Source organism: Streptomyces sp. NBC_01013, assembly GCF_045162765.1.
GTDB lineage: Bacteria > Actinomycetota > Actinomycetes > Streptomycetales > Streptomycetaceae > Streptomyces.
Map to the genome: position 1 here is coordinate 5,317,009 of NZ_CP108687.1, position 19,034 is coordinate 5,336,042.

At 69.9% G+C, this 19,034-nt stretch carries 19 protein-coding genes; 13 read left to right on the top strand and 6 right to left on the bottom strand.

The features are described 5' to 3' along the window. A complete protein-coding gene (locus OG538_RS23115) occupies nt 1–474 on the bottom strand; it encodes an Lrp/AsnC family transcriptional regulator (RefSeq protein WP_026241547.1) in 474 nt (157 codons plus the stop codon). Between the two features lie 134 nt (nt 475–608). Between OG538_RS23115 and hppD the strand changes: the two genes are divergently transcribed. Continuing rightward, the gene (hppD, locus tag OG538_RS23120; protein WP_406096515.1) at nt 609–1,754 is read left to right on the top strand and encodes a 4-hydroxyphenylpyruvate dioxygenase; all 1,146 of its coding nucleotides are present in this window, start codon (nt 609–611) and stop codon (nt 1,752–1,754) included. A 118-nt stretch (nt 1,755–1,872) separates the two neighbouring features. Here hppD and OG538_RS23125 read toward each other — a convergent pair whose 3' ends face one another. Next, complete coding sequence (locus tag OG538_RS23125; protein WP_406096517.1) at nt 1,873–3,594, bottom strand: tetratricopeptide repeat protein; 1,722 nt, start codon at nt 3,592–3,594, stop codon at nt 1,873–1,875. 97 nt (nt 3,595–3,691) lie between these two features. Between OG538_RS23125 and OG538_RS23130 the strand changes: the two genes are divergently transcribed. Next, nucleotides 3,692–5,059 (top strand): FAD-binding oxidoreductase, encoded by a 1,368-nt coding sequence (locus tag OG538_RS23130; RefSeq protein ID WP_406096519.1) that lies wholly within the window; start codon nt 3,692–3,694, stop codon nt 5,057–5,059. Between the two features lie 26 nt (nt 5,060–5,085). Here OG538_RS23130 and OG538_RS23135 read toward each other — a convergent pair whose 3' ends face one another. Then, nucleotides 5,086–5,562, bottom strand: a complete 477-nt coding sequence (locus OG538_RS23135; protein ID WP_406096521.1) for an SsgA family sporulation/cell division regulator — start codon at nt 5,560–5,562, stop codon at nt 5,086–5,088. Nucleotides 5,563–5,807: 245 nt separating this feature from the next. Here OG538_RS23135 and OG538_RS23140 point away from each other — a divergent pair, with 245 nt between their 5' ends. Together OG538_RS23140 and OG538_RS23145 are read left to right on the top strand one after the other, a co-directional pair. After that, nucleotides 5,808–7,370 (top strand): RDD family protein, encoded by a 1,563-nt coding sequence (locus OG538_RS23140; RefSeq protein WP_406096523.1) that lies wholly within the window; start codon nt 5,808–5,810, stop codon nt 7,368–7,370. A gap of 123 nt (nt 7,371–7,493) precedes the next feature. Next, a complete protein-coding gene (locus OG538_RS23145; RefSeq protein WP_406096525.1) occupies nt 7,494–8,153 on the top strand; it encodes an RDD family protein in 660 nt (219 codons plus the stop codon). Between the two features lie 42 nt (nt 8,154–8,195). On the opposite strand, the gene OG538_RS23150 is transcribed toward OG538_RS23145, so the two are convergent. Further along, nucleotides 8,196–8,537, bottom strand: a complete 342-nt coding sequence (locus tag OG538_RS23150) for a hypothetical protein (RefSeq protein ID WP_406096527.1) — start codon at nt 8,535–8,537, stop codon at nt 8,196–8,198. A 370-nt stretch (nt 8,538–8,907) separates the two neighbouring features. Here OG538_RS23150 and OG538_RS23155 point away from each other — a divergent pair, with 370 nt between their 5' ends. Both OG538_RS23155 and OG538_RS23160 read left to right on the top strand, forming a co-directional pair. Continuing rightward, complete coding sequence (locus OG538_RS23155) at nt 8,908–11,307, top strand: immune inhibitor A domain-containing protein (RefSeq protein ID WP_406096529.1); 2,400 nt, start codon at nt 8,908–8,910, stop codon at nt 11,305–11,307. 126 nt (nt 11,308–11,433) lie between these two features. Then, nucleotides 11,434–11,766 (top strand): hypothetical protein, encoded by a 333-nt coding sequence (locus tag OG538_RS23160; RefSeq protein WP_187285161.1) that lies wholly within the window; start codon nt 11,434–11,436, stop codon nt 11,764–11,766. A gap of 30 nt (nt 11,767–11,796) precedes the next feature. On the opposite strand, the gene OG538_RS23165 is transcribed toward OG538_RS23160, so the two are convergent. Continuing rightward, nucleotides 11,797–12,381, bottom strand: coding sequence for a nicotinamidase (locus OG538_RS23165; RefSeq protein ID WP_406096531.1), 585 nt, complete (start codon nt 12,379–12,381; stop codon nt 11,797–11,799). A 231-nt stretch (nt 12,382–12,612) separates the two neighbouring features. Continuing rightward, nucleotides 12,613–13,941, bottom strand: a complete 1,329-nt coding sequence (locus OG538_RS23170; RefSeq protein ID WP_406096533.1) for a nicotinate phosphoribosyltransferase — start codon at nt 13,939–13,941, stop codon at nt 12,613–12,615. Nucleotides 13,942–14,052: 111 nt separating this feature from the next. On the opposite strand from OG538_RS23170, the gene clpS reads away from it, so the two are divergent. The 7 genes from clpS to OG538_RS23205 all read left to right on the top strand — a co-directional run bounded on the left by clpS (nt 14,053) and on the right by OG538_RS23205 (nt 18,910). After that, nucleotides 14,053–14,358: an ATP-dependent Clp protease adapter ClpS gene (gene clpS / locus OG538_RS23175; RefSeq protein WP_018555894.1), complete on the top strand. Its 306-nt coding sequence runs from the start codon at nt 14,053–14,055 to the stop codon at nt 14,356–14,358. A gap of 50 nt (nt 14,359–14,408) precedes the next feature. Further along, on the top strand, nt 14,409–15,041 hold the full coding sequence (locus OG538_RS23180) for a DUF2017 domain-containing protein (RefSeq protein ID WP_406096535.1): 633 nt from the start codon (nt 14,409–14,411) through the stop codon (nt 15,039–15,041). Between the two features lie 318 nt (nt 15,042–15,359). Beyond that, a complete protein-coding gene (locus tag OG538_RS23185; protein ID WP_406096537.1) occupies nt 15,360–16,796 on the top strand; it encodes an amino acid permease in 1,437 nt (478 codons plus the stop codon). Between the two features lie 91 nt (nt 16,797–16,887). Continuing rightward, nucleotides 16,888–17,319 carry a Mov34/MPN/PAD-1 family protein gene (locus tag OG538_RS23190; protein WP_406096539.1) on the top strand — a complete coding sequence of 144 codons (432 nt, stop codon included), beginning with the start codon at nt 16,888–16,890 and terminating at the stop codon, nt 17,317–17,319. A 121-nt stretch (nt 17,320–17,440) separates the two neighbouring features. Further along, nucleotides 17,441–17,566 carry a putative leader peptide gene (locus OG538_RS23195; protein ID WP_406096541.1) on the top strand — a complete coding sequence of 42 codons (126 nt, stop codon included), beginning with the start codon at nt 17,441–17,443 and terminating at the stop codon, nt 17,564–17,566. Nucleotides 17,567–17,681: 115 nt separating this feature from the next. Beyond that, entirely contained in the window at nt 17,682–17,960 is a 279-nt protein-coding gene (locus OG538_RS23200; RefSeq protein WP_136325491.1) for a MoaD/ThiS family protein, read from the top strand. Next, on the top strand, nt 17,960–18,910 hold the full coding sequence (locus tag OG538_RS23205; protein ID WP_406096543.1) for a PLP-dependent cysteine synthase family protein: 951 nt from the start codon (nt 17,960–17,962) through the stop codon (nt 18,908–18,910). The genes OG538_RS23200 and OG538_RS23205 overlap by 1 nt, the downstream gene beginning before the upstream one ends. The last annotated feature ends 124 nt before the right edge of the window (nt 18,911–19,034 follow it).

The following is a 19,034-nucleotide window of genomic DNA, read 5'->3' on the forward strand; positions in this document are numbered from 1 at the left end:
TCAGTCGGTGTCCTGTGCTGCCTGCTCCACGAGCGGGATGATGCGCAGGGGTACGGGGTTCTCCATGACGATGGCCGTGGAGGCCCGGACGATGCCATCAAATCCGACAACTCGGTCGATCACCCGCTGGAGATCGGCGTTGGAGCGAGCGACGAGCCGGCAGAACATGTCGCCATGGCCGGTGGTGGTGTGCAGCTCCAGCACCTCCGGCACGCCCCCCAAGTGGGCCCGCACATCGGCGCCTTGGCCTTGCTTGATCTCCAGAGTGGCGAAGGCGGTCACCGGATAGCCGAGGGCCGCAGGGTCGACGTCGGGACCGAAGCCGCGGATGACGCCATTGGACTGAAGACGGTCCAGACGCGCCTGGACCGTCCCGCGCGCCACGCCGAGCCGGCGTGACGCCTCCAGTACCCCGATCCGTGGCTCGCGCGCGAGCAGCACGATGAGCCGCCCGTCCAGATGATCGATTGCCACGGCCGGCCTCCGGAGTGTCGGTGTGATGGTCATCATGTACAGATAGCCCGCCCATCATGGCCGGGCGATGGACAGATTGACCAGCAGATTCGCGAACTGTTGCGCACCTTGCGAAGCGGCGGGAACCTTCGGACATGACTGAGACGATGCACAGCACCCCCGGGACAGCGCGGCAGGCCGATCCCTTCCCGGTCAAGGGAATGGACGCCGTCGTCTTCGCCGTCGGCAACGCCAAGCAGGCCGCGCACTACTACTCGACGGCCTTCGGCATGAAGCTGGTCGCCTACTCCGGACCGGAGAACGGCAGCCGCGAGACCGCCAGTTACGTCCTGACCAACGGCTCCGCCCGCTTCGTCCTCACCTCCGTCATCAGGGCGTCCACGGACCACGGCCGCTTCCTCGCCGACCACGTGGCCGAGCACGGCGACGGCGTCGTCGACCTGGCCATCGAAGTCCCCGACGCCCGGGCCGCGTACGCCTACGCCGTCGAGCACGGCGCCCTCGGCCTCACCGAGCCGCACGAGGTGAAGGACGAGCACGGCACCGTCGTCCTGGCCGCGATCGCCACGTACGGCAAGACCCGCCACACCCTCGTCGAGCGCACCGGCTACGAAGGCCCCTACCTCCCCGGCTTCGCCGCCGCCGCCCCGATCGTCGAGCCCCCGGCCAAGCGGACCTTCCAGGCCGTCGACCACTGCGTCGGCAACGTCGAGCTCGGCCGGATGAACGAGTGGGTCGGCTTCTACAACAAGGTCATGGGCTTCACCAACATGAAGGAGTTCGTGGGCGACGACATCGCCACCGAGTACTCCGCGCTCATGTCCAAGGTCGTCGCCGACGGCACGCTCAAGGTCAAGTTCCCGATCAACGAGCCGGCCGTCGCCAAGAAGAAGTCCCAGATCGACGAGTACCTGGAGTTCTACGGCGGCGCCGGCGTCCAGCACATCGCGCTCGCGACGAACGACATCGTCGCCTCCGTACGGGTGATGCGCGCGGCAGGCGTCCAGTTCCTCGACACCCCGGACTCCTACTACGACACCCTGGGCGAGTGGGCGGGCGAGACCCGGGTGCCCGTGGAGACCCTGCGCGAGCTGAAGATCCTCGTGGACCGCGACGAGGACGGCTATCTGCTGCAGATCTTCACCAAGCCGGTCCAGGACCGGCCGACCGTCTTCTTCGAGATGATCGAGCGCCACGGCTCGATGGGCTTCGGCAAGGGCAACTTCAAGGCCCTCTTCGAGGCGATCGAGCGCGAGCAGGAGAAGCGCGGCAACCTCTGATCCACGGCGCCCGCCGATCCACGCACTCCCTGCTCCACGTCATCCTCCGCTCCGCAGGGGACACAGGACGGGCGGACCGGAGATCCGGGCCGCCCGTCCTGCCGTGCGGTACGGGGCGTCAGTGCCCCGCAGGCGACTGCGGGGCCGACGGCTTGACCGGGGTGCGCGTGGCGGAGGTCTTCGGCGCGCTCGGCTTCGCCCGCTGCCCCGGAGCGCCGGCCGCCGGGGCCGGCGCCTCACCGGGATTCTGCGCGGGCTCCCCGGCCGGGGTGTCGGGCGCCACCTCAGCGGTCTGCGGACCGGCCTCCTGCGAGGGTGCCGGCGCCGGCGGGGCGGCCGGCTGCATGTCGCGCGGACCGCCGGCCGGCGGCAGCCCCAGCGTGTCCAGCGTCTCCTGCGCCCGGGGCGCGTCCAGCGGCGAGAACCGCGGGTTGGTGCGCAGGGCTTCCTCCAGATGGCGGCGGGCCGGGCCGAAGTCGTTCAAGGCCCGCTGGACCATGCCCAGGTGATACGCGTACGACGCGTTCTGACCGCCCGAGTCCACCGCCCGCTCCGCGTACTCCAGAGCCGAATCCGAATCGCCCGAGCGATGCAGCGCCCAGCCCAGCGCATCGGCCACCGCCGCGCTGTGGTGCCCGCGGCCCCACTCAGCCCGCAGCAGCTCCACCGCCGCGGCAGCGTCACCGTGAGCGGCCTCGAAGCGGCCCAGGAGCAGGGACTCGTCCACGCCCCGCGCCCTGTTGTGGGCCAGCGCCTCACGCAGCTTCGTGTACTGGTTGACCGAGTCGCCGTCCAGGCCGAGCGACTCGTACAGTTCGCCCAGCTCCAGCAGATAGGCCGGTTGCGGCGACGTCTTCAACGCCGCCTGGTAGTCGCGCTGGGACTCGTCGGTTCGCCCGAGCGCCGCCAGCGCACGGGCCCGGCCGGCGAGGGACGGGTGGTGGGCGGGATCGGTGCGCAGCGCGGCACCGTACTGCGCCACCGCCTCCTTCGGCTCCCCCCGCTCCCAGGCCAGCTCTCCCAGCCTGGAGAGGCAGGCGGCCTTCTCCGCGGGCGTCTTCGCCCGGTTCGCGGCGTCCTGCGCGGTGGCCAGCGCGTCCTCGCGCCAGCCCCGGTCCCGGTACATCTCCGCCGTCAGCCCCAGCGACGGCACGCCGGACCGCAGCGCGGCGTACTTCTCCACCGCCGCCGTCGCCGACCTGTAGTCACCCAGGCCGTTGTACGCGTCGATCAGCTCCGGGTACACCGCCCACTGCCTCGGCTGCCGGGACCGTACCGTCTCGCCCCACTTCTTCGCCGTCACGAAGTCGTGCCGTGCGTTGGCGAGCGAGGCGAGGCCCACCCAGGCGACCTCGTTGCCCTTCTCGCCCGGTTGTACGTCCAGGGACCGCTTCAGTGCCTGCTCGGCCCGGGTGTAGTACGCCGCGTCCGAGGCCCGCTGCCCCCACTCCACGTACGCCGACCCGAGCACCGCCCACGACTGCGCGTCCGACGGATGCGTCCCCACCCACTTCTGCCGGTCGCCCATGAGCGCGGTCAGATCGGAGAGCGACGCGGGTGAACCCGCGGCCGTCGCGCTCATCGCCCGCGAGACCGGACCCGGCAAAGGCCGCGCCGCGTCCTGCTCGTCGTCGGGCACCGCGACCACCGCACCCGTCACCAGCACCGCCCCGGCCACCACACCGAACGCGGCCCTGCGCAGTGACGTGCGCAGCGAGGCGGGTGGCGGCTCGGCCAGGGACGCGGGGTCGGGCGGGGACTCACGGGGCGCGGCGCGGGGAGTCTCGGGGTCGTGGTCCGGCCCGGGGGCCGTCGGGGTCTGCTGTGGCGTGACGTCCATGGCGATCACTCTGCGTCAGTACGAAGAACACACCGCGCCTTACGAACGCGGCCGCCTACGGGTTCACACCAATGGGCCCGGGTGCCAGTCTTGGATCATGGACGATCTCCTCGAACTACTGCGTGCGGGTCTGCCGGCCGAGGCCCTGATCACCGATCCCGACATCACCACCACCTACGCCAACGACATGGCGAGCTTCTGCGACGCGGGCACCCCCGCCGTCGTCACGCTGCCCCGCACCGTCGAGCAGGTCCAGCACATCATGCGCACCGCCACGGCCCTGCGCGTCCCGGTCGTCCCCCAGGGCGCCCGCACGGGCCTGTCGGGCGCGGCCAACGCCTCGGACGGCTGCATCGTGCTCTCCCTGGTCAAGATGGACCGCATCCTGGAGATCAGCCCCGTCGACCGCATCGCCGTCGTGGAGCCGGGCGTCATCAACGCCGTCCTCTCCCGGGCGGTCAACCAGCACGGGCTCTACTACCCGCCGGACCCCTCCAGCTGGGAGATGTGCACCATCGGCGGCAACATCGGCACCGCCTCCGGAGGCCTGTGCTGCGTGAAGTACGGAGTCACCGCCGAATACGTCCTGGGACTCGACGTCGTCCTCGCCGACGGACGCCTGCTCACCACCGGCCGCCGGACCGCCAAGGGCGTCGCCGGATATGACCTCACCCGGCTCTTCGTCGGCTCCGAGGGCAGCCTCGGCATCGTCGTCAAGGCCGTGCTCGCGCTCAAGCCGCAACCGCCCCGGCAACTCGTCCTGGCCGCCGAGTTCCCGAGCGCGGCGAGCGCCTGCGACGCCGTCTGCCGGATCATGGAGCGCGGCCACACACCGTCACTCCTCGAACTGATGGACCGTACAACCGTCCATGCCGTCAACAAGATGGCGAACATGGGCCTCCCCGAGTCCACCGAGGCGCTCCTGCTCGCCGCCTTCGACACGCCGGACCCCTCGGCGGACCTCGCCGCCGTCGCGGCCCTGTGCACCGCCGCCGGAGCCACCGAAGTCGTCCCGGCCGAGGACGTCGCCGAGTCCGACATGCTCCTCCAGGCCCGGCGGATGTCGCTCACCGCGCTGGAGACCGTCAAGTCGGCGACGATGATCGACGACGTGTGCGTACCACGCTCGCAGCTCGGCGCCATGTTCGAAGGCACGGCGGCCGTGGCCGAGAAGTACGACCTCACCATCGGCGTCTGCGCCCACGCGGGCGACGGCAACACCCACCCCGTCGTCTGCTTCGACCACACCGACGCCGACGAGTCCCGGCGGGCCCGCGAGTCCTTCGACGAGATCATGGCGCTCGGCCTCGAACTCGGGGGCACCATCACCGGCGAACACGGCGTGGGCGTCCTCAAGAAGGAGTGGCTCGCCCGCGAACTCGGGGAGGTGAGCGTGGAACTGCACCGGGGCGTCAAGCAGGCCTTCGACCCCCTGGGTCTCCTCAATCCGGGCAAGGTCTTCTGAGACCTCGTGCCGCCCCGGCCGCCCTCTCAACCCTCCCCGTCCTGCGACTCGTCCGACGGCCACGGGTCGCTCATCCACAGGTCGTCGGCCGGCAGCGGCGCGAGCAGCTCGGCCAGGGCCTCGTCGATGCCGAGCCGCCCGGCCTCCGTACCCGGCGGGACGATCCGCAGCGTCCGCTCCACCCAGGCGGCCACCGCGGCCGACGGCACCTCCAGCAGGGCGTTTCCGTCGGGCGACGTCAGCGCCACGCAGATGATGCTGCGGGCTTCGACCTTGGTGGGCCAGATCCGCACGTCCCCGTGCCCGCACGGCCGGAACACCCCCTCGACCAGCAGATCGCGGGCGAACGTCCAGTGCACGGGGGCGTCGGAGCCGATGTGGAAGGTGATGTGCACGGCGTAGGGGTCCTCGGTGCGATACGTCAGCCGGGCGGGCACGGGAATGCTGCGCTCGGGCGACAGCACCAGCTTCAGCTCCAGCTCGCGTTCCACGACGGTGTCCATGAGGTGCGTCCTTTCGATGCCTGTGGGCCGGTCGCACGACCGCCCGCACAGGGAGAGAGCACCCTCCCCGCCATCCATTACGCGACTTCGGGAAAAATATTTCGGGGGGACCGGAAAGTGGCCCAAACACCAGGACCGGCCCGGTGACAGGCGGGCGTCTGATAGATGTGGACCCTTGTATGAGGACCGGTCGTCCCCCCATTGCCGGCCGGTCCCAGGCCTCGAAGAGATACGGGACCACGGTGATGAGCGCCCCAACCCCGGCACCCGGTGACGACAGCCCCCGCGAGGGGTACTACCCCGACCCGTCCATTCCCGGATACGTCCGGTACTGGAACGGCGCTTCGTGGGTGCCCGGCACCAGCCGGCCCGCCCCGCAGCAGGGCGAACCCATGCCCAGCGCACCCGCCGAGGAGGAGACCGCGCCGCACGCCCCCGCGCCGGCTCCCACCGCGGTGGACGAGACCGGCCCGGTCTTCTTCGACGAGGATTCGTACGAGGGCAACCGCCCCGAACCCGCCACCGCCTGGCAGGCGGACGCCTCCCGGCAGACCGGCTTCGGCGGCGACCGCGACCGGCGGATCTCCTGGGGCGGGCAGCCCGAACCGCAGGGCGGTAGGGCCGAAGCCGATCCGCGGACGCCCCCGGCCGGTTCCCCGGACATCCGTACGCCCGGTGACGCCGCCCCGGCGAACCGGGCCCCGGCCGACCCGCGGCGTCCCGCATCCGCGGACCCCACCGGAGGCGCACTGCCCGGCATGCGCGACGGCAGCGGACAGGCTCCCGAGAACACCGTCGCCATCCGGGTCGGCCGCCCGGGCCGCCCGGGGGCCGGGAGCGGCGACACACCGCGCCCGCCCGTGGACGGCACCGTCACGATCCGCGCCGTGGGATCCGGCGGCAGGACGCCCGGCCCGCGCGAGGCACAGCAGCCGCCCGCCGACGGCACGATGACGATGCGTGCGATCAACCCCGGCACCGCGCCGGCCGCACCCGCCACCCCGCAGGCCGCCGCGCACCCCTCCACGCCCGCCGTACACCCTGCCGCGCATGCACCGCAGGCCGCCGCGCCCGGCCCGGCCCCCGCGGAGCTCAACAGCCCGCTCACGCCCGGCCCCGGCGGTGGCTCCGCCTCCTGGGCGCAGCAGGCCCATCAGCTGGCCCGGCCCGAACAGGACTTCCGGTCGCAGCCGCAGGCGCCCGCACAGCAGCAACGGCCCGCGTTCCCGCAGCAGTCCCAGCAGGCGCCGCAGCCCGACCAGCCCGTCGTGCCCTGGAAGCCCCCGGTCGACGACCACTTCCAGCAGCTCGCCGCGGCCCGGACGTCGGCCCGCCCGGCGGCACTCGGCAAGCGGCTCGCCGCCCGGCTCATCGACACGGTGGTGCTCGGCGCGCTCGTCGGTGCCGCCGCGGTTCCGCTGGTGTCCCGGGCGACGGACCACGTCAACGAGAAGATCGACGCCGCCAAGCTCTCGGGCGAGACGGTCACCGTCTGGCTGCTGGACTCCACCACGGCCTCCCTGGCCGGCGTGGTCCTCGCCGTCTTCCTGGTGATGGGCATCCTCCTGGAGGCGCTGCCGACCGCGAAGTGGGGCCGCACGCTCGGCAAGAAGCTCTGCGGACTCGACGTACGGGACATCGAGTCCCACGACGCGCCCGGCTTCGGTGCCGCCCTGCGCCGGTGGCTGGTCTACGGCGTGCTGGGTCTTCTGGTGATCGGCGTGATCAACGTGCTCTGGTGCCTGATCGACCGGCCGTGGCGCCAGTGCTGGCACGACAAGGCGGCCCGCACCTTCGTCGCGGGCTGACAGGCGGCCGGGAGCGACCCGCACGGCTGACCGCCCTTCGGGTGAGGGCCTTCGGACGGACGGCGTTCCCCCGAACGCACCTGAGCCGTTGCGGGCGTCCGTGGGGCGGGGTGCACTGCCCCCATGAGCAACGATCAGCCGACGTCCGGTCAGCCGCCCGAGGACGACCCGTTCTCCAAGAGGCCGCCCGGGTCCCAGCCGCCGCCGTCATCGGGCTCGCCCTACGGCGGCGCGCCGCCCCCGCCGCCCTACGATCCCGGTCCGTACGGCGGTGGCCCGTACGGCGGATCGGATCCGCTGGCGGGCATGCCACCGCTCGCGGAGCCCGGCAAGCGGATCCTGGCCCGGCTGATCGACTTCCTGATCATCTCGATCCCGCTGTACCTGATCTCGCTGCCCTGGGGCGGCGCGGTCGAGATGTCGGACAACAACAACGACGACAACGTCGGTGACGTCTTCGCCCAGACCTACAGCGGGCATCAGTTGCTCTGGTCGCTGATCGCTCTGGTGGTCTACGTCGCGTACGACACGTACTTCACGCACAAGGACGGCCGCACCCTGGGGAAGCGGCTGCTGAAGCTGCGGGTCGCGATGCTCAACGACGGCCGGGTGCCGGACACCGGCAGCGCCTTCCTGCGGGCCGTGGTGCTGTGGCTGCCGGCACTGCTGTGCTGTCCGTGCCTGTGGTGGCTGATCAACATCGTGCTGATGTTCACGGACAAGCCCTACAAGCAGGGGCTCCAGGACAAGGCGGCCAAGACGGTGGTGGTGGTCACCAACTGATGAACTGCCGGGAGGGCGTCGGCACCCTCCCGGCGGTGGCGTTCAGCGCCGCAGCGAGTGCTCGCCCACCCGCTCCGATGCGGGGCGTGCGGCCGGGATCCTGCTCTGTACGGGGTCGAGGGTGCGGCCCTCGGGTTCGGCAGCGGCGGCGACGGAGTCACGGTGTGCGGACACCGCGGCCCTCGTGCTCGCCGCTTTCGCTGTGTTCCTGCGCGCGGGCAGGGGAACGGTGACGGCCACCAGCAGACCGAGCGCGAGCGCGGCCGTACCGATGACGGCGATGCCGATGCCCGATTCGGTCCGGGACAGCAGCAGCATGGCGAAGGTCGAGAAGACGACGGTCACCGAACCGTAGGAGAGCTGTGCAGCAGTGGGACGCGGCATGGCGGTATCCGTCCTCGGGACGTCGGATGGGCAGTCTCTCAACGCGGACTCGCTGTCAAGTGACTCTACGACGGTGGATGCCCGAGAGGAACGGGTAGTAAGCGTCACCTAACCCACGGTACCGGTGCACGGGGGGCGCATGGAGTCATGTCGCAAGCCCCTGAAGGGCTTTGGCGCGCCGGTCGGCCGTGAACAGGTCGTCCGCATAGCGGAAATGCGCTCCTGCATAGTGCACTTGGTCTGTTCAAGTCAAGGTCTGTCTTTTCTTCCGTAACTCCGGTCGAATGTCGTCACTTGTGACGCGTTACCGCGCGCGGCCCCTTTACACCTTCAAGGCCGCAGCCGCGGGCGCCGGGGAGGACTGCATCACGTGATCATTAAAAGACGGGCGCTTCGCACCGGGGCGGTTGTCGTGGCCATGGCCGCGACCGCCGCCACCGCATCCGCCTTCGCCACCGCTCAGGCCGATGACCAGGCGTCAGGCTCCGCTGCCACCGCCATAGACCGCCGGGACCCGGGGTCGGCCAAGGGCAACGCGCACGATCTGGAAGGCCCGTTCAGCAAGGAGCAGGACGCCCAGCGTCAGGCTGCCCTGGAACAGGTCATATCCGGCGACAAGAAGGTGTCGACGCGCAGCGGTTCCAAGGTGGTCAAGCTCGACGACAAGAAGTACGTCGAGCTCAGCCGCCAGAAGACCGACAAGATCTTCACCGTTCTGGTGGAGTTCGGCGACAAGATCGACAACACGACCATGTTCGACCCGGACGGCGACGGCCCCAAGCCCGCCGTTCCGAAGTACGGCGGCACGGCGGGACCGGCGCACAACCGGATAGCCAAGCCGGACCCCGCGAAGGACAACAGCACCGCCTGGCAGGCCGACTACAACCAGGCCCACTTCCAGGACCTGTACTTCGGCGAAGGTGCCGGCAAGAACTCGCTCAAGACGTACTACGAGAAGACGTCCTCCGGGCGCTACTCGGTCGAGGGTGAGGTCTCCGACTGGGTCAAGGTCCCGTACAACGAGGCCCGCTACGGCTCGAACTACTGCGGTTCGACCAACTGCGCCAGCGCCTGGGACATGATCAAGGACGGCGTGAACGCCTGGGCCGCCGACCAGAAGGCCAAGGGCCGTACGCCCGAGCAGATCAAGACGGACCTCGCTCAGTACGACCAGTGGGACCGTTACGACTTCGACAACGACGGCAACTTCAACGAGCCCGACGGCTACATCGATCACTTCCAGATCGTGCACGCCGGTGAGGACGAGTCCGCGGGCGGCGGCGTCGAGGGCACCAACGCCATCTGGGCGCACCGCTGGTACGCCTACGGCACCAACGCCGGCGCGACCGGCCCGGCCGACAACAAGGCCGGCGGCACCCAGATCGGTGACACCGGCATCTGGGTCGGCGACTACACCGCACAGCCCGAGAACGGCGGCCTGGGCGTGTTCGCCCACGAGTACGGCCACGACCTCGGTCTGCCGGACCTGTACGACACGACCAACACCGCCGAGAACTCGGTCGGTTTCTGGTCGCTGATGTCGGCCGGATCCTGGCTCGGCACCGGCAAGAACAGCATCGGTGACCTGCCCGGCGACATGACCGCCTGGGACAAGTTCCAGCTGGGCTGGCTGGACTACGACGTGGCCAAGGCCGCGACGAAGTCCACCCACAAGCTGGGTGTCTCCGAGTACAACACCAAGAACAAGCAGGCACTCGTCGTCGAGCTGCCCGACAAGGCCGTCACCACCGCCGTCACGACGCCCGCCGAGGGCGCCAAGCAGTGGTGGAGCGACATGGGTGACAACCTCAACAACACCCTGTCCCGCTCGGTCGACCTGACCGGCAAGTCCAAGGCGTCCCTGGACCTTTCGGGCTGGTGGGACATCGAGGCCGACTACGACTACCTCTACACCGAGGTCTCGGACAACGGCGGCACCAGCTGGACCGCGCTCGACGGCACCGCCGACGGCAAGGCCATCCCGCGCGACGCCAGTGACAAGCCGGCCCTGACCGACGTCTCCGGCACGTACCAGAAGCTCTCGTACTCGCTGGACGCCTACGCCGGCAAGAAGATCGACATCCGCTTCCGTTACACCACGGACGGCGGCGCGGGCGGCGTCGGCTTCGCGGCCGACACCATCGCGGTCAACGCCGACGGTGCCGCGCTCTTCACGGACAACGCCGAGGGCGACGACAACGGCTGGACCGCCAAGGGCTTCTCCCGGGTGGGCTCGTCCTTCACCAAGGACTACCCGCAGCGTTACATCGCGGAGAACCGCCAGTACGTCTCGTACGACCAGACCCTCAAGGTCGGCCCGTACAACTTCGGGTTCTCCAAGACCCGTCCGGACTGGGTCGAGCACTACCCGTACCAGAACGGCCTGCTCATCTGGCTGTGGGACGGCTCGCAGAAGGACAACAACGTCTCGACCCACCCGGGTCAGGGCCTGATCCTGCCGATCGACGCGCACGCCAAGCCGCTGAAGTGGTCGGACGGCACGGTCATCCGCAACAAGATCCAGCCCTTCGACGCTCCGTTCAGCTGGTACCCCACCGACGGCTTCACGCTGCACAACGGTGACGTAGCCACGAAGATCAAGCCGCAGCTCGGCGTTCCGGTCTTCGACGACCACAAGGGCACCTACTGGTACAAGGAGAACAAGACCGGAAGCGTGCAGGTAACTGACACCAACACCCGGATCTCGATCATCAACGAGCCGTTCAGTGGCTCCACGGTGACCGTCCGCGTGGGTCCCTCGCACAAGTAATCTGGTAAAACCGCAGGTCAAAGCATGATCGGCCGTCGCCCTCTAGCGGGCGGCGGCCGATCGTGTTTAGGTGCCTCTTGTTCGGATTCTTGTTGACACACGAGGTCTCACGGGGGAGCGCGGAGCATGGCAGGCGGAGGATTCAGCAAATTGCCGAACGGCAGTGTGGTCGTCGCGATCACGCTGCCGAGCCCGGCGGAGGGCGTGGGGCCGGACACTCCGGTGCGCGTTCTGGTGCACGCGGCGAACCGGGCCCGCGCGCTGACCCGACTGCGCAATCTGGGCCTGCGCGCCGTCTACCTCCGCGGTAACGCGGAGCCGCCCACCCCGGACGAGATCACTGCCGTCCTGCACCACCCCGACGGGCTCCTGTGGCGCGCGAGACCCGAGCGGGCCCAGGAGCTCTGGCACCCGATACGCGCCCTGCTGAGGCCCGCGCTGCCGGCCCGGCAGAGCTGATCCGGCAGAGCCGATCCCCGGACCCGCCGCTCAGACCACCGGCTTGCCGGACAGGACCACGCCCGCGTCCCGCAGCTCGGTCAGCGCACGCTCCGTCGTCGCCTCGGCGACGCCCGCGGTCAGATCCAGCAGTACGTGGGTGGCGAAACCCTCACGGACGGCGTCGAGCGCGGTGGCCCGGACGCAGTGGTCGGTCGCGATGCCGACGACGTCGACCTCGGTGACCCCGCGCTCACGCAGCCACTCGGCCAGTCCCGTGCCGTTCTCGTCCTGGCCCTCGAAGCCGCTGTACGCGGCAGCGTACGCACCCTTGTCGAAGACGGTGTCGATCGCCCCGGAGGCGACCGCGGGGGCGAAATTGGGGTGGAACCCCACGCCTTCCGTGCCGGCGACGCAGTGCGCGGGCCAGGAGTGCTCGAAGTCCGGCTCCGGGGAGAAGTGGTCACCGGGGTCGACGTGGTGGTCACGGGTGGCCACCACGTGCCGGTAGCCGGGCTGGGCCTCACCGATCAGATCGGTGATGGCGGCAGCGACATCGGAGCCCCCGGCCACCGCGAGACTCCCGCCCTCGCAGAAGTCGTTCTGGACGTCCACGACGATCAAGGCGCGGTGCATGGCGGGTTCCTTCGGTGGGGGAGCGAGCGGCGGTTACGGGGGTGGCAACGAGCCTAGGGAATCAGGCGTGCGTTAGGGAGGGGGACGCCCAGGGCAAATCAAGCGCGGCCGGGCAAAATCAAGCTTGTCCGGGCAAAATCGGGCCCGTCGAGGGGGCCCCGCGCCCGTCGGGCCGGGGTGGACCGAGCACGAAATGACCGCCGGGCGCCCCCGTACCGCATCCCCGCCCCCTCACACGTACTCCGTGGGCAGCACCGGCTCCCCCCGGGACAACTGCATCGCAGACATCGGCAGCCCCGCCCGCGCGGCGATGTGCCGCTCCCGCGCAGCGTCCAGCGGCTCGCGCGCGACCACCTCGCCGGCCCTGACCAGCTCCACCAGCAGCTGCCGGCCGGCCAGCTCCGCCGGGACCGGACCGGTGCCGATCACCTCGGCCTCGGCGACACCGTCCTCGTCCAGCCGGCGAGCCGCCCACTTGCGACCGCCCTTCGAGGACTTCGCGCCCAGCGACTTCTTCGCCACCGGCAGCAGCTCGTCCGCCGGGTCCGCCGAAGCGGCGCGGGCGACCAGCTTGTAGACCATCGAGCAGGTGGGGTGCCCGCTGCCGGTCACCAGCTGCGTGCCCACCCCGTACGCGTCCACCGGCGCCGCGGCCAGCGACGCGATCGCGTACTCGTCCAGGTCCGACGTCACCACGATCTTCGTCTCCGTGGCACCCAGCTCGTCCAGCTGCTGACGCACCCGGTGGGCGACCAGCAGCAGGTCGCCGGAGTCGATCCGTACCGCGCCCAGCTCCGTCCCGGCCACCTCGACCGCCGTACGGACCGCGGCGGTGACGTCGTACGTGTCGACCAGCAGTGTCGTGTCACGGCCCAGCGAGTCGACCTGGGCGCGGAACGCATCGCGCTCGGAGTCGTGCAGCAGGGTGAACGCGTGGGCGCTCGTGCCGACGGTCGGGATGTTGTAGCGGAAGCCCGCGGCGAGGTCCGACGTCGTGTCGAATCCGCCGATGTACGCCGCACGGGCCGACGCCACCGCCGACAGCTCGTGCGTGCGACGGGCCCCCATCTCGATCAGCCTGCGTCCGCCCGCCGCCGCCGACATCCGGGAGGCCGCCGCGGCGATCGCGGAGTCGTGGTTGAGGATCGACAGGATCACCGTCTCCAGCAGCACGCACTCGGCGAAGGAACCCTCGACCCGCAGGATCGGCGAGCCCGGGAAGTACACCTCGCCCTCCGGGTAACCCCAGACGTCGCCGCTGAAGCGGTAGTCGGCCAGATAGTCGAGCGTGGGCCCGTCGACGACGCTCTGGTCGCGCAGGAAGGTGAGCATCTCGTCGTCGAAGTGGAAGTTCTCCACAGCGTCCAGAACCCGCCCGATGCCCGCGACGACGCCGTAGCGCCGTCCCTCGGGCAGCCGGCGGGTGAACGCCTCGAAGACCGAGCGCCGGTCGGCGGTGCCGGCCTTCAACGCGGCCTGCACCATCGTGAGCTCGTACTGGTCGGTGAAGAGCGCGGTCGACGGCACACCGACCCGTCGCCCAAGGTCCGCTGAGTTCATGCCGGGGATGCTACCCCTATTTCGTCAAAGTGACGAGATGGGGGTGGCGCGCCCGCCGCGCCACCGGCCCCGTTTGTGCGATGCCCCCTCCCGGGTGGCAGCATGGGGTAGGTGAGCGTCGCCCCCGTAGAGATCGAACGTCCCGAATCGGCCGAGGAGAACCTCGTCGTCCCCGAGCCCGACGTCCCCTGGGTGACGCTGGTCCACAACGACCCGGTCAACCTCATGAGCTACGTGACCTATGTCTTCCAGGCCTACTTCGGCTACTCCAAGGACAAGGCGCACAAGCTGATGCTCGACGTCCACCAGAAGGGCCGTGCCGTCGTCTCCAGCGGCAGCCGCGAAGAGATGGAACGCGACGTCCAGGCCATGCACGGCTACGGACTGTGGGCCACCCTCACCCAGGACCGCAACTGACCCCCTGATCCGTCCCGTCCGCCCCGCCCGACCACCATCGGAGAGAACCCATGGCCGGCCACTTCGAGGCCACCCCCGGCGGCGGCGCGGCCGTCGCGCTCGACGAGGTGGAGATCGCGATCCTGCGCTCCCTCGCCGTCCAGCTGCTCGAGCTCATCGGCCCCGGCGACGAACCCGCCGAGGGCGAGGACCCGCTCGCCGCCCTCTTCGCCGAGGGCCCCAGCGAACCGCCCTCCGACCCCGCCCTGGCCCGCCTCTTCCCCGAGGCCTACGGCGACGACGACACCGAACTGCGCGCCGCGTCGGCCGAGTTCCGCCGCTTCACCGAGAACGACCTGCGCACCCGCAAGCGCGACGACGCCCTCGTCGTCGTCCGCACCCTCGACGCGCTCACGCCGCAGCCGGAGGAGGCCCCGCGCAGCGAATCCGGCAGGGGCGGTGGGCGAGGGGCGGGCGGTGTCGCCGTACTCACCCTCGACGCCGACGAGTGCCGCAGCTGGCTCGGCTCCCTCAACGACCTCCGGCTCACCATCGGCACCCGGCTGGAGGTGTCCGACGAGGACGGGAGCGAGGACGGCTCCCTCTACCGGCTGCCCGACAGCGATCCGCGCAAGCCCATGGTCATGGCCTACCTCTGGCTGGGCGCACTCCAGGAAACGCTTATCGAAACGCTGATGCAGTAACGCAGCACGCACGGGCAGCGGCTCTGTGTTCGCTCAACGGACGCTCAAATCCGAATAACGATCGCGTCACCTGATCGGTCTTTTTTGCAGTGCCTGGACACCGTTGTCCGCTTTTTCCTGTGGCATGCGCCACATAATGTCCGGTGGATCACCGATGTGGCCGTGATAAATCTTCACGACCACTCGGGGACGCCACCCCTGTTCCCGGGTAGGCGCTACGAGCCGGCAACCGCCGGTGGCACTCCATCCATATCCGGGGGGATCAGGACCTGATCCGCAGCCGCAAGGCGCGGATCAGCGTGGAGAAAGGCGCATCACATGACATCGGCGCAGGTCGACGACAAGGGACAGGGCGGCCCGCACCCCGCAGCCGCGGATGCCACGTCCGCCGAGGGCTACCAGAGAGCACTCGGCGCCCGTCAGATCCAGATGATCGCGATCGGTGGGGCCATCGGTACCGGCCTCTTCCTCGGCGCGGGCAAGGCCATCGCCAAGGCCGGACCCAGCCTCATCCTGGCGTACGCGGTCGCGGGCCTGGTGATCTTCTTCATCATGCGGGCTCTCGGTGAACTCCTCATGTACCGCCCGGTCTCGGGCTCCTTCTCGGAGTACGCCCGCGAATTCATCGGCCCCTTCGCCGGCTTTGTCACCGGCTGGACCTACTGGCTCTTCTGGGTCGTCACCGGAATCACCGAAGTCACCGCTGCGGCCCAGTACATGACCTTCTGGTTCGACATTCCGCAATGGGTGTCCGCACTGATCTTCACGATCATTCTGTACGGCGTGAACCTGATCTCCGTGAAGCTGTTCGGTGAACTCGAATTCTGGTTCTCGATGGTCAAGGTCACCGCCATCGTCGGCATGATTCTCATCTGCGCCGGAATCCTCACGCTCGGCTTCTCCGACGCCGGCGACACCGCTTCCGTCACCCACCTGTGGTCCGACGGCGGCTTCTTCCCGCACGGCATCAAGGGCACCCTGATGACGCTGCAGATCGTGATGTTCGCCTTCCTCGCCGTCGAGCTCGTCGGTGTCACCGCGGGCGAGTCCAAGGACCCCAAGACTGTCCTGCCCAAGGCCATCAACACCGTGCCGTGGCGCATCGCGGTCTTCTACGTCGGCGCCCTCATCATGATCCTCTCGGTCGTCCCCTGGACCGAGTTCTCACCGGGCGTCTCCCCGTTCGTCGAAGCCTTCGAGAAGATGGGCCTCGGCCTCGGCGCGGGCATCGTCAACTTCGTCGTCCTGACCGCCGCGCTCTCCTCGTGCAACTCCGGCATGTACTCCACCGGACGCATGCTGCGCGACCTCGCGCTCAACGGACAGGGCCCGAAGCTCTTCACCCGCCTGACGAAGAGCGGCACTCCCCTCGTCGGCACCACGGTCTCCGCCGCACTCATGCTCGTCGGCGTCTGGATCAACTACCAGTGGCCCGGTGACGCCTTCACCTACGTCGTCTCCTTCGCCACCATCTCCGGCATGTGGGCCTGGATCATGATCCTCATGAGCCAGCTCCGCTACCGCCGCCTGGCCGACCGCGGAGCCCTCCCGCAGTCCACCTTCCGGGCCCCCGGCGCCCCGTACACCAGCGTCTTCGCGCTCGCCTTCATCGGCGTCGTCATCGTCATGATGGGCATCGACAAGGACACGAGGATCTCGCTCTACTGCGCCCCCCTGTGGGCCCTGATCCTCGGCGTCTCCTACCTGGTCCTCAAGGCCCGCAACCCCGAGAACAAGGCCTTCGCCGACCGCTGAACCACAGGCCCCACAGAGGTCGCGTCCACGATGCGGGCCCCTGCGTACCACTCCTCGGTACGCAGGGGCCCGTCGTCCTATCCTGGGCGCCATGCTGACCATCACCCAGGCGCTGTACGACCAGATCGTCGCGCACTCCCGCGCCGACCACCCCGACGAGGCGTGCGGCGTGGTCGCCGGGCCCGCCGGAACCGGCCGCCCCGAACGCTTCATCCCCATGCTCAACGCGGCCCGCTCGCCCACGTTCTACGAATTCGACTCGGCCGACCTCCTCAAGCTCTACCGCGACATGGACGACCGCGACGAGGAGCCCGTGATCGTCTACCACTCGCACACCGCGACCGAGGCCTACCCCTCCCGCACCGACGTCACGTACGCCAACGAACCCGGCGCCCACTACGTCCTCGTATCGACCGCGGACGCCGACGAGGCAGGGCCCTTCCAGTTCCGCTCGTACCGCATCGTGGACGGCGAGATCACCGAGGAGGACGTCGAGGTCGTCGCGGCGTACCCCGCCGCCTGACCCGCCCCCGCAGCCGCCGGGCAGGGCCGGCCACCCGGCCCTGTCCACCTGTCGAACGCCAACCATCCACCAGGTGAGATCACATTCCGGATCCCGGACCGGGAATCGATACGATGAGCGCATGGTTCCCCATGACGTGAGCGACAAGACGCCGGGCATGCTGCTCGTGGCGCGCCTGCACGTCGACCTGTGCCGACTCGCCAGCGCGATCTGTACGAACCACCGGACCGCCGACCGCGAGGCCTGAGCCGGGCCGAGGCCCGGCGCCGCCCCACCGGACGTCACCGAGCACGCACCACCCCCGCGCGGGGGCAGAGCCGCGCGCCCACCGCCACCACTCCGCTTCGACAGGAGCCCACGCCATGGCCATCGAGGTCCGCATCCCGACCATCCTCCGCACCTACACCGACGGCGCCAAGGCCGTCGAAGGCAACGGGGACACCCTCGCCGACCTCTTCACGGACCTGGAAAGCCGCCACACCGGCATCCGTGAGCGCATCGTCGACGGAGAGCAGCTCCGCCGATTCGTGAACGTCTACCTCAACGACGAGGACGTCCGTTTCCTCGACGGGATCTCCACCAAGCTCAGCGACGGCGACAGCATCACCATCCTCCCGGCCGTCGCGGGCGGCATGAACTGATGCGCTATGACAGCCCGCTCGCCGCAGTGGGCAACACCCCGCTCGTCCGCCTGCCGCGGCTGTCACCGTCGGACGACGTCCGCATCTGGGCCAAGCTGGAGGACCGCAACCCCACCGGCTCGATCAAGGACCGCCCCGCGCTCCACATGGTCGAGCAGGCCGAGAAGGACGGCCGGCTCACCCCCGGCTGCACCATCCTCGAACCCACCAGCGGCAACACCGGCATCTCCCTCGCCATGGCGGCCAAGCTCAAGGGCTACCGCATCGTCTGCGTGATGCCGGAGAACACCTCCCAGGAGCGGCGCGACCTCCTCGCCATGTGGGGCGCCGAGATCATCTCCTCCCCGGCGGCGGGCGGCTCCAACACCGCCGTGCGCGTCGCCAAGGAACTCGCGGCCGAGCACCCCGACTGGGTGATGCTCTACCAGTACGGCAACCCCGACAACGCGGGCGCGCACTACGCCACCACCGGCCCCGAGATCCTCGCCGACCTCCCCTCCATCACCCACTTCGTCGCGGGCCTCGGCACCACCGGCACCCTCATGGGCGTCGGCCGCTACCTGCGCGAAAACGTCGACGGCATCAAGATCGTCGCCGCCGAACCGCGCTACGACGACCTCGTCTACGGCCTGCGCAACCTCGACGAGGGCTTCGTCCCCGAGCTCTACGACGCCTCCGTCCTCACCACCCGCTTCTCCGTCGGCTCCGCCGACGCCGTCACCCGCACCCGCGAACTCCTCCAGCAGGAGGGCATCTTCGCGGGTGTCTCCACCGGCGCCGCGCTCCACGCCGCGATCGGCGTCGGCAACAAGGCGGTCAAGGCGGGCGAGAGCGCCGACATCGTCTTCGTCGTCGCCGACGGCGGCTGGAAGTACCTGTCGACGGGCGTCTACACCGCGCCCACGACGGAAGCGGCGATCGAAACGCTGCACGGCCAGCTCTGGGCGTAGCTGCCCGCGCGCTTCGGCCTCCCGGACGCCGGGGCCCCGGACCACACAGGTCCGGGGCCCCGGCGTCCGCCGTTTCGGGGGCTCCGCCCCGGGGCGGAGCCCCCGAAACGGGAAGGGCGGGCAG